General features: G+C 56.1%; 13 protein-coding genes and 1 tRNA gene. 3 read left to right on the forward strand and 11 right to left on the reverse strand.

Annotated elements, in window-relative coordinates; genetic code table 11:
• Positions 1 to 203: 203 nt before the first annotated feature.
• Positions 204 to 1,382 (forward strand): DNA cytosine methyltransferase, encoded by a 1,179-nt coding sequence (locus ACI2KK_RS12735; RefSeq protein WP_404669171.1) that lies wholly within the window; start codon positions 204 to 206, stop codon positions 1,380 to 1,382.
• 52 nt (positions 1,383 to 1,434) lie between these two features.
• Here ACI2KK_RS12735 and ACI2KK_RS12740 read toward each other — a convergent pair whose 3' ends face one another.
• From ACI2KK_RS12740 to thrS, 10 genes are all read right to left on the reverse strand, one after another.
• Positions 1,435 to 3,495 carry a Z1 domain-containing protein gene (locus tag ACI2KK_RS12740; protein ID WP_404669172.1) on the reverse strand — a complete coding sequence of 687 codons (2,061 nt, stop codon included), beginning with the start codon at positions 3,493 to 3,495 and terminating at the stop codon, positions 1,435 to 1,437.
• A 422-nt stretch (positions 3,496 to 3,917) separates the two neighbouring features.
• A tRNA-Pro gene (locus ACI2KK_RS12745) sits at positions 3,918 to 3,994 on the reverse strand.
• Between the two features lie 101 nt (positions 3,995 to 4,095).
• A complete protein-coding gene (locus ACI2KK_RS12750) occupies positions 4,096 to 4,452 on the reverse strand; it encodes a MerR family transcriptional regulator (protein WP_008100384.1) in 357 nt (118 codons plus the stop codon).
• Positions 4,433 to 4,735, reverse strand: a complete 303-nt coding sequence (gene ihfA, locus ACI2KK_RS12755; protein WP_009394049.1) for an integration host factor subunit alpha — start codon at positions 4,733 to 4,735, stop codon at positions 4,433 to 4,435. Before ihfA ends, ACI2KK_RS12750 begins: the two co-directional genes overlap by 20 nt.
• 4 nt (positions 4,736 to 4,739) lie before the next feature.
• Complete coding sequence (gene pheT, locus ACI2KK_RS12760; RefSeq protein ID WP_404669173.1) at positions 4,740 to 7,121, reverse strand: phenylalanine--tRNA ligase subunit beta; 2,382 nt, start codon at positions 7,119 to 7,121, stop codon at positions 4,740 to 4,742.
• A 31-nt stretch (positions 7,122 to 7,152) separates the two neighbouring features.
• Entirely contained in the window at positions 7,153 to 8,169 is a 1,017-nt protein-coding gene (pheS, locus tag ACI2KK_RS12765; RefSeq protein WP_217839295.1) for a phenylalanine--tRNA ligase subunit alpha, read from the reverse strand.
• Positions 8,170 to 8,276: 107 nt separating this feature from the next.
• Entirely contained in the window at positions 8,277 to 8,633 is a 357-nt protein-coding gene (rplT, locus tag ACI2KK_RS12770) for a 50S ribosomal protein L20 (protein WP_003250671.1), read from the reverse strand.
• A 27-nt stretch (positions 8,634 to 8,660) separates the two neighbouring features.
• Positions 8,661 to 8,855: a 50S ribosomal protein L35 gene (gene rpmI, locus ACI2KK_RS12775; protein WP_003250667.1), complete on the reverse strand. Its 195-nt coding sequence runs from the start codon at positions 8,853 to 8,855 to the stop codon at positions 8,661 to 8,663.
• Positions 8,856 to 8,917: 62 nt separating this feature from the next.
• Complete coding sequence (gene infC, locus ACI2KK_RS12780; RefSeq protein ID WP_217839296.1) at positions 8,918 to 9,469, reverse strand: translation initiation factor IF-3; 552 nt, start codon at positions 9,467 to 9,469, stop codon at positions 8,918 to 8,920.
• Entirely contained in the window at positions 9,469 to 11,391 is a 1,923-nt protein-coding gene (thrS, locus tag ACI2KK_RS12785) for a threonine--tRNA ligase (protein WP_404669174.1), read from the reverse strand. Before thrS ends, infC begins: the two co-directional genes overlap by 1 nt.
• A 332-nt stretch (positions 11,392 to 11,723) precedes the next feature.
• On the opposite strand from thrS, the gene ACI2KK_RS12790 reads away from it, so the two are divergent.
• Both ACI2KK_RS12790 and ACI2KK_RS12795 read left to right on the forward strand, forming a co-directional pair.
• Positions 11,724 to 12,026 carry a hypothetical protein gene (locus ACI2KK_RS12790; RefSeq protein WP_217839298.1) on the forward strand — a complete coding sequence of 101 codons (303 nt, stop codon included), beginning with the start codon at positions 11,724 to 11,726 and terminating at the stop codon, positions 12,024 to 12,026.
• Between the two features lie 163 nt (positions 12,027 to 12,189).
• A complete protein-coding gene (locus ACI2KK_RS12795) occupies positions 12,190 to 12,402 on the forward strand; it encodes a cold-shock protein (protein WP_008100414.1) in 213 nt (70 codons plus the stop codon).
• A 197-nt stretch (positions 12,403 to 12,599) separates the two neighbouring features.
• Here ACI2KK_RS12795 and ACI2KK_RS12800 read toward each other — a convergent pair whose 3' ends face one another.
• Entirely contained in the window at positions 12,600 to 12,920 is a 321-nt protein-coding gene (locus ACI2KK_RS12800) for an I78 family peptidase inhibitor (RefSeq protein ID WP_404669175.1), read from the reverse strand.
• Between the last annotated feature and the right edge of the window lie 135 nt (positions 12,921 to 13,055).

Consider the following 13,055-nt stretch of genomic DNA (forward strand, 5'->3'; position numbering starts at 1 on the left):
AGCCATCAAAACAAGATACGCCAAAAGCTTACTACCCATATAAAGTATACCCTACTATTATTTCCACGCTACAGAGCATGCTTGCCGGGGAGACACCTAGTGGCCATCGGTAACCATAATGACTTAAAATAGACAGTGAACCGACTGCATATCTACTGCTACAAAATGGTTCTAAAGTCAATATTTTTATCGGAAAATTCGTAATGCGCAGCATTGAGCTTTTCGCAGGGGCCGGCGGGCTAGCAATCGGCATGGCGAACGCTGGATTTCAGCATGCAGCAGTGGTTGAATGGAACCATGACGCATGCGAAACGTTTCGAGAAAATCAGCGTCATCACACACATGCCGTTGAGGGGTGGCCCGTTCATGAAGTAGATGCACGAGTTTTCGACTTCAGCGCCTTCGGGAACTCAATCAATGTGATATCAGGCGGACCGCCCTGCCAACCTTTCTCCCAAGGAGGAAAGCATAAAGCGCAGCACGACGAACGTAACATGTTCCCTGAAGCTATTAGGGCAGTGCGTGAAATTATGCCCGACGCCTTTATTTTTGAAAATGTTAAAGGCTTAACACGACAAAGCTTTTCAGAGTACTTTACATATATATACCTACAGCTACAACACCCAGAATTTGCACCCCAGAAAAATGAAGACTGGGCCAGCCATAAAGAGCGACTAGAGAAGTACCATTCAGCCAACAAGGGCGCCTCAACTTACAACGTTTTCTTTGACGTATTGAATGCAGCAGACTTCGGCGTACCTCAGAAAAGACAACGTGTATTCTTTGTAGGATTTCGTTCTGATCTTGGAGCGCAATGGGCATTTCCTAAACCCACCCACTCCGAAAACTCATTAATAATCTCAAAATGGATCAATAAATCCTATTGGGACGAGCACGAGATAAGTAAAAAAATAATCCCCACGCCCCCGCAGCAGCTAGCAAAAAAAATTGAACTATTAAAAAAAGAATACTCAACTAATAATTTAGCGCGATGGAATACCACGCGGGATGCCCTAAAAAACCTACCTGACCCCGAGACACAGAAAAAAAGCTCAATTCCAAATCATATATTTACTCCCGGCGCACGCTCATACATAGGCCACACCGGTAGTTTGTTAGATGAACCAGCCAAAACTTTAAAAGCCGGGCATCACGGAGTACCTGGCGGTGAGAATATGTTCATAAAAGATGATGGTAGCATCCGGTATTTCACCGTTAGAGAAGCAGCTAGACTGCAAACATTCCCGGACGAATACGAGTTTTGCGGCGCCTGGAGTCAAACTATGCGCCAGCTTGGAAACGCAGTCCCTGTTTTGCTCGCAGAGGTCATCGCTAAGTCTGTAGCCAGAAGCCTTTACAATATACGAACAGCTCAAAGTTAAGCTTGCTGGCCGGCCTCACCTTGTCAAGGCTAAACCGGCCCTCCACACTTACTTAGACAGCTACTTTTGTAGCAAACACACAAGAACTTACCTGAGATGGACTCGCAAGCATTGGCCACCAAAAAGGTCCTGCTTTCCAACCTAGATCCTCACCACCATCCTGTTTAAGAAGAACTAGCGCAGGCGCATCCCTTGCAGGCCCACGAACAATGTTCCGCAGTTCGGCGGTACCCAAAATTGAAATACCAGATCTATCTCCGGATGCATCTTTTGAAAGCCGCCGACCTTGCTCGGCCAAAACCAGCACCTTACCTTCAGACTTATTAGCATAATAGCTTAAAAGCCCTTTCATCGCGTGCCAGTCAAAACCCGGATGCGCATGGGCCACTAACCCTTCAGACAGCCTATCAATAAGTACAAGTGCCTGCTCAAGTTGAATTTCTACAAACACCTTCTTGTCGACACAGTTTTCCGGAATTAACTTTTCAATCTCTATATTAACTTTTTTAAGCTTGCCGCCCGCTATCGTATCGAACCCTGTTGGCAAAAGAACATCGTTAGGCTTTACTGCAACCACATCACTTAGAGAAATTTTGGATGGGGCGCAAGGTATTATCCCACCACTAGCATCACTCTGGATAAAAACTACACCGCCATCATGCGCCCCACTTTCAAACGCCTCCCGAAGAGCAGTTTCTAAACTATGCACTTGCACCAATCGAGAATAAACATCTCTCGACGTATAGAATCTGGTTACGGAAAGATCTGCTGCAGGCCTAGCTCCATACATTCTAGAATGCTGAAGCACAGTATCCGCCTGCATTCGCTTAGGATTTCTACCATAGTAGAAAGCAAGTAAATTTGGAATTGTAATACCACGATCAAGAATGCTGCCACCAATAAACAAATTGGCTTTAGTTCTCAGCTTTAACTCCGCAGTCTCCGGATCCAACAACGGCTCCAATTGTACATCGGAGTTGACTCTCTGCACATGCAGCTCACCATCATCTATAAAGGCACATACTGCAGAAAATGCCTCTTCTTCGGATAGTAAATGACCACGATCGGCAGTCACCGATCTACTAAGATCCGCATATGCCTCATTGAAAACTAGCCTTAGACGAGAGTCATTTTCTTGAACGGCAACCTCAAATGCAGTCAGCAGCTTCTGCACTGTTCCCCACTGCCACGCATGTGCTGCGCGCTGTGTATCATTGTGAATTATCATTGCATACTTTTGCTGGGGCTGCTCTTGAATGCTTTGCTGGTGGCGGCGAATCGCAACAGACAGCAAAAAGCCAATCAAGCTTCGGCGAAGCACCTTAACATTATCGCTGGACCAGAGCCTGTCTTCTCGAATCGCGCGACCATCAGGTGAGCGGAGTGCGTTGTGCTCTCGATCATCAACCTCTACATAAAGATAGTGACGCGGATCATCAGCGCCATGACCACCAAAGTAGGCATCACCACCCACATACGCATCATGAATTGGAAGGAGCTCGGTAAAGCTGGGTTTCTTTGGATAAAATACCTCTTTTGACTGGCTCGTTTGCTCATAATTTTCAGGCTGGAGGTACAGCGCATAGGGAGTAGCAGTCACCTGCAAAAAAGAAATCCGCTCAATACTTCCACGAAGCTCATCCATCTGGTTGGCAATTGCGCCTTGATCGAAGTCTGACTCACCTTTCTTTTTGGCAAATCTAACACTAGCCATATCAGCTTCATCATCGACTAAAAGAACACGCCGCCCCTTTAATTCAGGATGGCATTCATCGAAAAGCTTCTGTACGCGAGACAGGTTTTGCACTTGCTTTTTTGCTACAATTATTATTTTTCTTCTTAACTCAGATTTGGTTAATGGAAGAGGTGCCGACATAATATCGAAAAGTACAATTTCATCATCATCGATAAAACGCTTGAAATCTCTACCAATCCGCTTTACGGTTTGACTCGCTAGCGTCCTAGTACCCTTAGTCAAGATTATTGCTACATCATAATCTCGGTCGAATGCACGAGCTACTACTCCCAAAAAAGCACGTGTTTTCCCCGACTGTATCTTTCCCAACAGCATTCCTGGCTTATCAGGATCATCAGCCTCATCCAGCTGGTCCACTACACTCTCAATGCACTTCTGCAAATGCTCGTCATCACTTCGCTGTTCACGCAGCCGCGCATAAAATCCCATCCTCCACCTCCACTGTGACTAGGTCTGATTAAAATTTTGAGCTCAGATCTTTGCATAACCAACGAAACTTTCTGGTAAGTACCGACTACGATTTATAATCGACCCTCATCGGAACCGCCCAGGCTAGCAAAAAATCCATCTCCACTATAAATAACAGATGATGGCACTTTGAATCAACAACGTAGTCACTTATCGAAACCACTCACAAAAAAAGCAAATGACAATCACTATCATTTAATGAGCGGAAATGACAAACAAAAATAGGACCTCAACACTCCCCCAACCCCATTGCTTTCACACACGCACAAAAAAGCCCAGTCGTTACCGACTGGGCTTTTTCGTTTCAATAATGGTCGGGACGGAGTGATTCGAACACTCGACCCCTTGCACCCCATGCAAGTGCGCTACCGGGCTGCGCTACGCCCCGACAAGGCGGTTCTCAATACTGCCGAGAACGAGAAGAAATGTACCCTAACCTTTTGATTAATGGAAGCTTTTTTTCAAAAATTTCCACTCGTCGGCTTCAGCTCACTTCTTCAACACCACCAGCACATCCTCCAACTCGACAATCATCTGCCGAATCAGCTGCTTGTACTGGCTGGATTCGTCCTTGACCTCATCACTGCTGAGCCGCAAGCGCGCCCCGCCGATGGTGAAGCCCTGGTCGTACAGCAAAGCGCGGATCTGGCGGATCATCAGCACGTCTTGGCGCTGGTAATACCGCCGGTTGCCGCGGCGCTTCACTGGGTTGAGCTGCGGGAATTCCTGCTCCCAGTAGCGCAGCACGTGCGGTTTTACCGCACAGAGCTCGCTGACTTCACCAATGGTGAAGTAGCGTTTGCCCGGGATGGGGGGCAGCTCGTCGTTATGGCTTGGTTCCAGCATAGGCCTCTACCCGGGCTTTCAGCTTCTGCCCTGGACGAAAGGTGACGACGCGGCGTGCGGTGATCGGGATCTCTTCCCCGGTTTTGGGGTTGCGGCCCGGCCGCTGGCGTTTGTCGCGAAGGTCAAAGTTGCCGAAACCGGACAACTTGACCTGCTCGTTGTCTTCAAGCGCGTGCCGAATTTCTTCGAAAAACAGCTCGACCAGCTCCTTGGCCTCTCGCTTGTTGAGCCCCAGCTCCTCGTACAGCCTTTCGGCCATCTCAGCTTTCGTCAGAGCACCCATACCGTTATTTCCTTAACGTGGTGTTCAACCTTTGTTCGAGCGAGGTGAGAATAGTTTGCAGGGTTTCATTCACCTCATCGTCGTTAAGAGTGCGCGATGGATGTTGCCAGGTCAAGCCGACGGCCAGGCTTTTTCTATCAGGATCAATACCTTTACCCTGGTAGACGTCAAACAGCCTGAGGTCTGTGAGCCATTCGCCTGCATTGTCACGAATTACTTCAAGCACCGAACTTGCCGCTACATCACGGCCTGCGATCAACGCCAGGTCACGACGGGTTTCGGGGAACTTGGACAGTTCGCTGAACTTGGGCAGGCGGCCTTCGACTACATCGCCGAGCACCAGCTCGAAGACGAACACCGGGCGTTCCAGGCCGAGGGTCTTGGCAAGCTCGGGGTGGATGGCGCCGAGGTAGCCGACTTCCTTGCCGTCGCGCTCGATGCGCGCGGTTTGGCCGGGGTGCAGGGCTGGGTGGTTGCCGGCGACGAAGCTGAAGTCGCTGAGGGCACCAGAGTAGCCCAGCAGGGCCTCCACGTCGGCTTTGACGTCGAAGAAATCGATGCCGTCGCGGCCGTTGGCCCAGCCTTCTGGCTGGCGGCTGCCGGTGACGACGCCGGCGATCATCGGCTGCTGCTTCAGGTCACCGAGCTGGCCGACGAAGCGCAGGCCGCTTTCGAACAGGCGCACGCGGTCTTGCTGGCGGTTGAGGTTGTGCTGCAGGGCTTTGACCAGGCCCGGCCACAGCGAGGCGCGCATGGCGGCCATGTCGCTGGAGATCGGGTTGGCCAGCAGCAGCGGCTCGACGCCGGGACTGAACAGCTCGAACAGTTTCGGGTCGATGAAGCTGTAGGTGATGGCTTCCTGGTAACCGCGGGCCACCAGCAGGCGGCGCAGGTTGGGCAGCTCGCCACGGGTTTCGGGGCGGGCTTGCGGGGCCAGGCGGGCCTGCGGGTAGCGAACCGGCAGGTTGTTATAGCCGTACAGGCGGGCCAGCTCTTCGATCAGGTCGACTTCCAGGCTGATGTCGAAGCGGTGGCTTGGCACTGTGACAGTCCACTGCCCTGCCCCGTTGGCGCTGGCTTTCAGCTCCAGGGCGTTGAGCAGTTGCTCGACTTGGGCGGATTCCATCTGCATGCCGAGCATCTGGGTGATGCGCTCGTCACGCAGGGTGATCGGCGCGATGTTCGGCAGGTGCTGCTGGCTTACGCTTTCGACGATCGGGCCGGCTTCGCCGCCGACGATTTCCAGCACCAGGGCGGTGGCGCGCTCCATGGCTTCACGGGCCAGTTGCGAGTCGACGCCGCGCTCGTAGCGGTGCGAGGCATCGGTGTGCAGGCCGTAGGAACGGGCCTTGCCGGCAACCGAAATCGGCTCGAAGAAGGCGCTTTCGAGGAACAGGTCGCGGGTTTTTGCGGTGTTGACGCCGCTGTGCTCGCCACCCATCACGCCGGCAATGGCCAGGGCCCGGGTGTGGTCGGCGATCACCAGGGTGTCGGCGCGCAGGGCGACTTCCTGGCCGTCCAGCAGGACGATCTTCTCGCCCTCCTCGGCCATGCGTACGCGGATGCCGCCGTTGATTTCTGCCAGGTCAAAGGCGTGCATCGGCTGGCCGAGCTCGAGCATCACGTAGTTGGTGATGTCGACGGCAGCGTCGATGCTGCGCACGTCGCTGCGGCGCAGGCGCTCGACCATCCACAGCGGGGTCGGCTTGCTCAGGTCGACGTTGCGGATGACGCGGCCCAGGTAACGCGGGCAGGCAGCCGGGGCGCTGACTTCGACCGGGCGCACTTCGTCGTGGGCTGCTGGTACGGCTGGCACCACCGGGCGGGTGACCGGCACGTCGTACAGCGCGCTGACATCACGGGCCAGGCCGGCCAGGGACAGGCAGTCGCCACGGTTGGGGGTCAGGCCGATCTCGATGCTGGCGTCGTCGAGGTTCAGGTACTGGCGAATGTCTTCGCCCACCGGGGCGTCGGCGGCCAGTTCCAGCAGGCCGTCGTTCTCTTCGCTGATTTGCAGCTCGGCGGCCGAGCACAGCATGCCGAACGACTCGACGCCGCGCAGCTTGGCCTTCTTGATTTTGAAGTCGCCCGGCAGCTCGGCGCCGATCATGGCGAACGGGATCTTGATGCCGGGGCGTGCGTTGGGCGCGCCGCAGACTACCTGGAAGGTTTCTGCGCCGTTGCTGACCTGGCACACGCGCAGCTTGTCGGCGTCCGGGTGCTGTTCGGTGGAGAGGATTTCGCCCACCACGATGCCGCTGAACTGGCCGGCAGCGGGGGTAACGCTGTCGACTTCAAGGCCGGCCATGGACAGGCGGGCGACCAGTTCGTCACGCGAGACTTGCGGGTTTACCCAACCGCGCAGCCACTGTTCACTGAATTTCATGCTGTTCTCCTAGAAAGTGCGTCGATTGGGCCTAGCGGAATTGCGCCAGGAACCGCAGGTCGTTATCGAAGAACAGACGCAAATCGTTGACGCCATAGCGCAGCATGGCCAGGCGCTCGGCGCCCATGCCGAAGGCGAAGCCCTGGTACTCTTCGGGGTCGATGCCGGACATGCGCAGCACGTTCGGGTGGACCATGCCGCAGCCCATCACTTCCAGCCAGCCGGTTTGCTTGCACACGCGGCAGCCCTTGCCGGAACACATCACGCACTGGATGTCGACTTCGGCGCTTGGCTCGGTGAAGGGGAAGAACGACGGGCGGAAGCGCACAGCCAGTTCTTTTTCGAAGAACACCCGCAGGAACTCTTCGATGGTGCCCTTGAGGTCGGCGAAGTTGATGCCGCGGTCGATCAGCAGGCCTTCGACCTGGTGGAACATCGGCGAGTGGGTGATATCCGAGTCGCAGCGGTACACGCGGCCCGGGCAGACAATGCGAATCGGCGGCTGGGTCGATTCCATGGTGCGTACCTGTACCGGCGAGGTATGGGTGCGCAGCAGCATGTTGGCATTGAAGTAGAAGGTGTCGTGCATCGCCCGGGCCGGGTGGTGGCCGGGGATGTTGAGCGCTTCGAAGTTGTGGTAGTCGTCTTCGACCTCAGGGCCTTCGGCGATGCCGTAGCCGATGTGGGTGAAGAACTGCTCGATGCGCTCGAGGGTACGGGTGATCGGGTGCAGCCCGCCGGTGGTCTGGCCACGGCCTGGCAGGGTCACGTCGATGCATTCGGCGGCCAGGCGAGCGTTGAGCTCGGCCTCTTCGAAGGCAGCCTTGCGTGCGTTGAGCACGTCGGTGACACGCTCTTTGGCGTCGTTGATCAGCGCACCGACCTTGGGGCGCTCGTCGGCTGGCAGGTTGCCCAGGGTCTTCATCACCTGGGTCAGCTCGCCTTTCTTGCCGAGAAATTGGACCCGGATCTGTTCCAGGGTAGTGATGTCTTCAGCGCGTTCCACGGCCTCGAGGGCTTGGGCAACCAGCGCGTCCAGGTTTTCCATGTACAGACTCCAGATACGAAATAGGGGAAGAGCTTTTGAAGGCTCTTCCCCTATCGATGACGTTTTACACCCGGCGGCCGAAACCGCCGAGTGATTGTCGTGGGTACTTAAGCCAGAACGGCTTTAGCTTTCTCGACAATCGCAGCAAACGCCGCTTTTTCGTTCACTGCCAGGTCAGCCAGAACCTTGCGGTCGATTTCGATCGACGCTTTTTTCAGGCCAGCAATCAGACGGCTGTAGGACAGGCCGTTGGTGCGGGCACCGGCGTTGATACGAGCGATCCACAGTGCGCGGAACTGACGTTTTTTCTGACGACGGTCACGGTAGGCATATTGACCTGCCTTGATGACAGCCTGCTTGGCAACGCGGAATACGCGCGAGCGTGCACCGTAGTAGCCTTTAGCCAGTTTCAGAATTTTCTTGTGACGCTTACGAGCGATGACGCCACGCTTAACACGAGCCATGAGTAACTTCCTCTATCTAAACCAGAATTAACGTACGCGCAGCATGCGCTCGACTTTTGCCACGTCAGACGGGTGCAGCAGGCTGGCACCGCGCAGTTGACGCTTACGCTTGGTCGACATTTTGGTCAGGATGTGGCTCTTGAAAGCGTGCTTGTGCTTGAAGCCGGAAGCGGTCTTCAGGAAGCGCTTCGCAGCACCGCTCTTGGTTTTCATTTTTGGCATGTTGGAACTCCGCATTCGATATAAATTACACAATAATCATCAGGCCTGCCGTGCCCGGGAGATTACTTCTTCTTTTTGGGGGCGATGACCATCATAAGCTGGCGTCCTTCCATCTTCGGATGCTGCTCAACGGTGCCGTATTCGGCGAGGTCAGCTTCGACCCGCTTCAACAGCTCCATGCCCAGCTCCTGGTGGGCCATCTCACGGCCGCGGAATCTCAGAGAGATCTTGGCCTTGTCCCCATCACTAAGGAAACGTACCAGGTTGCGTAGTTTTACCTGGTAATCTCCATCTTCCGTCCCTGGACGAAACTTGATTTCTTTGATCTGGATCTGCTTCTGGTTTTTCTTGGCTTCGTTGGCCTGCTTCTTCTTTTCGAAGAGGTGCTTGCCGTAGTCCATGACCTTGCAGACCGGCGGTACCGCGTCTGCAGAGATTTCCACCAGGTCCAGCTTCGCTTCATCAGCGATACGCAGCGCTTCATCAATCGAGACGATGCCAACCTGCTCGCCGTCTGCGCCAATTAACCGAACCTCGCGGGCCGAGATATTCTCGTTGATCGGGGCCTTCGGTACAGCACGCTTATCGTTTCTCATTTCACGCTTAATAGTCATTACTCCGATTCTTGGCGACCACGCCGGGAAACCGCTTGTGTCAGGAGCTCAGCGAACTGGGCGACGGGCATGGAGCCCAGGTCTGCGCCTTCGCGAGTACGCACAGCGACGGTTTGCGTTTCGACTTCGCGGTCCCCTATAACCAGCAGGTATGGGACCTTGAGCAAAGTATGCTCGCGGATTTTAAAGCCGATCTTCTCATTTCTCAAGTCCGACTTGGCACGGAATCCGCTACCGTTCAGTGCTTTTTCCACCTCGAGGGCGAAATCGGCCTGTTTGTCGGTGATGTTCATGACCACGGCTTGGGTCGGTGCCAGCCAGGCCGGGAACACGCCAGCGTAGTGCTCGATGAGCATGCCGATGAAGCGTTCGAACGAACCGAGGATGGCGCGGTGCAGCATGACCGGGCGAACTCGGCTGTTATCTTCGGCGATATAGCTGGCATCCAGGCGTTCTGGCAGGTTCGGGTCGTACTGCAGGGTACCGCACTGCCAGTTACGGCCGAGGCAGTCGCGCAGGGTGAACTCGATTTTCGGGCCATAGAAAGCACCCTCGCCTGGCTGGTATTCCCACTCCAGGCCCGAGTCGTTCAAGGCGTCGGCCAGGGCGCCTTCGGCGCGGTCCCACAGCTCTTCGGAGCCCACGCGCTTGGCCGGGCGGGTCGAAAGCTTCATGGCGACGTCGGTGAAACCGAAGTCCTTGTACACGTCGAGAGTGAGCTTGATGAAGTCGGCGGCTTCTTTCTTCACCTGATCTTCGGTGCAGAAGATGTGCGCGTCGTCCTGCACGAAGCCACGCACGCGCATGATGCCGTGCAGGGCGCCGGACGGCTCGTTACGGTGGCAGGCACCGAACTCGGCCAGGCGCAGCGGCAGGTCGCGGTACGACTTCAGGCCCTGGTTGAACACCTGCACGTGGCACGGGCAGTTCATCGGTTTTACCGCGTAGTCGCGGCTTTCCGAGGCGGTGGTGAACATGTTCTCGGCGTAGTTGGTCCAGTGGCCGGAACGCTCCCACAGAATACGGTCGACCACTTGCGGGGTCTTGATTTCCTGGTAGCCGTTCTCGCGCTGCACTTTACGCATGTACTGCTCGAGCACCTGGTACACGGTCCAGCCGTTGGCGTGCCAGAACACCATGCCAGGGGCTTCTTCCTGCAGGTGGAAGAGGTCGAGCTGCTTGCCGATCTTGCGGTGGTCGCGTTTTTCGGCTTCTTCGATGCGCTGGATGTACGCCGCCAGCTGCTTCTTGTCGGCCCAGGCGGTGCCGTACACGCGTTGCAGCTGCTCGTTCTTGGCGTCGCCGCGCCAGTAGGCGCCGGACAGCTTGGTCAGCTTGAACGCCTTGAGGAAGCGGGTGTTCGGCACGTGCGGGCCACGGCACATGTCGACGTATTCTTCGTGATAGTACAGGCCCATGGCCTGCTCATCGGGCATGTCCTCGACCAGGCGCAGCTTGTAGTCTTCGCCACGCTGGGTGAACACGTCGATGACTTCGGCACGCGGGGTCATCTTCTTGACGACGTCGTAGTCGGTATCGATCAGCTGCTGCATGCGCTTTTCGATGGCCGCGAGGTCGTCCGGGGTGAAGGGACGCTCGTAGGCGATGTCGTAATAAAAGCCTTCGTCGATCACCGGGCCGATGACCATGCGGGCGGTCGGGTACAGCTGCTTCACTGCGTGGCCGATCAGGTGGGCGCACGAGTGACGGATGATCTCCAGTCCCTCTGCATCTTTGGGGGTGATGATCTGCAGGGTGGCGTCGTGGTCGATCTTGTCGCAGGCGTCGACGAGCTTGCCGTCGACCTTGCCGGCCAGGGTGGCCTTGGCGAGGCCCGCGCCAATCGAGGCGGCGACTTCGGCTACGGATACCGGCTGGTCGAACGTACGTTGACTGCCATCGGGAAGAGTAATAATGGGCATGGCGCCTCCTCTCCTAGTGGTGACCCCTACCAAAGGTCACGTGGGTTGGGATGAGCCAGTACAAGATCCGGCCTGCCTTTCGTTGAAGAAAGCCTGCCTCACAGTGGCAGAGACCTTTCGGCCTGTCAGGGACGAACCAGAGTGACTGGAAGGTAAAAGTTGCAGGCTGAAAGTGGCCAGCTGCAAGCGGAGCATGCTAGCACGCGGGTTCCGTGCCAGGCAGAAATATTTGGAAATTACGCTTTGGCGGTGAACTTGTGCGGAAAATTTCCTATCAGACCTTCTGAAGCAACCTACTCTTGACGAGACCTTAACCCAAGGAGTGTCTGGTTATGCGACTTCAGTCCCTTCTGGCCGCGTGTGCCGTAAGCGCCCTGCTGCTGCCCCTGGCCGCCAACGCAGGCAATTTCCCGCCCGGCAAGGAAGCGGCCTACATGACCCAGTGCACGCAGGTGGCCGGTGGCCAGGGCGTGGACGCGGCGACGGCGAAAAAGCACTGCGATTGCGGCGCCCAGGCCATCAAGAAGAACTTCACCGATAAGGAGATCATGGACCTCGACAGCAAGGATGGCGTTGACGCCAAGCTGATGCAAAGGGCCCAGACGGTCGTACAGGCCGCCTGCAAGCCGAAGTAAGCAGGGTTTTCCGGCCAAACCACGCATCATTTGCGCTGGATCAACATCCTGCGAAGGTAAAAGGCGCTACATGCGCAGAAATGGACTATGATGTCGCCCGTGCTCCTGTAGCCTCGGCAACATTGCACCTCGAAAAAAAATCATGTTTCTGGAGATTCACCTCATGTCCAATCGCCAAAACGGCACCGTCAAATGGTTCAATGATGAAAAAGGCTACGGCTTCATCACCCCAGCAGGCGGCGGCGACGACCTGTTCGTACACTTCAAGGCCATCGAATCCGACGGCTTCAAGAGCCTGAAAGAAGGCCAAGCTGTTACCTTCGTTGCCGAGCGCGGCCAGAAGGGCATGCAGGCTGCACAGGTTCGTCCGGAGTAATTCGGATACCGCAGTAAAAAAACCCGCCACTTGTGGCGGGTTTTTTATTGGGCGATTGGCACCGCCTCGATCACCTGTAGGAGCGGCCTTGTGTCGCGAAAGGGCTGCGTAGCAGCCCCAGCGATCTTTGCGTCAACGCTGAAATCCCGGGGCTGCTACGCAACCCTTTCGCGACACAAGGCCGCTCCTACACGCCGTTAACCGCAATTCACGCGGCTGACCACGCCGTGGTCGTCCACGTTCAGGTTCAACCGCTCGGAGCGGTATTCCAGGGTGATCACGTCGGTCGGCTTGAGGATGCGGCCCAACTGCGAGCCACTGGCCTTGCGCGCCTGCTCCAGCAGCTCAGGGGTGGCCTGCTTGCCGATGGTGAAGTCGGCACCACTGGCTTCGCAGCGGCCGTCGTTGTTGGCAGGGGCCGCCGGGGCGGCGTTGCCGGTGGACGTGCCATCGGTGCTGCAGCCCGCCAGGACGGTGGCCAGCAGCAGGGTCGCCAGGGAAGCGCGGGTACGGAACATGAATCCTCCTGAAAATCGATGTGGGCATTGCACATGCGACAATTGCCCTAACTGTTTGTTGCAAAACGCCGGATTCTGCCTGAACCAAGCGCCAGACGCGAAACGCAATCGTGACCGGATTTTGCACCAAACCGA

Source organism: Pseudomonas sp. NPDC089406 (assembly GCF_044900265.1).
In the GTDB taxonomy this organism is placed as follows: domain Bacteria; phylum Pseudomonadota; class Gammaproteobacteria; order Pseudomonadales; family Pseudomonadaceae; genus Aquipseudomonas; species Aquipseudomonas fakonensis.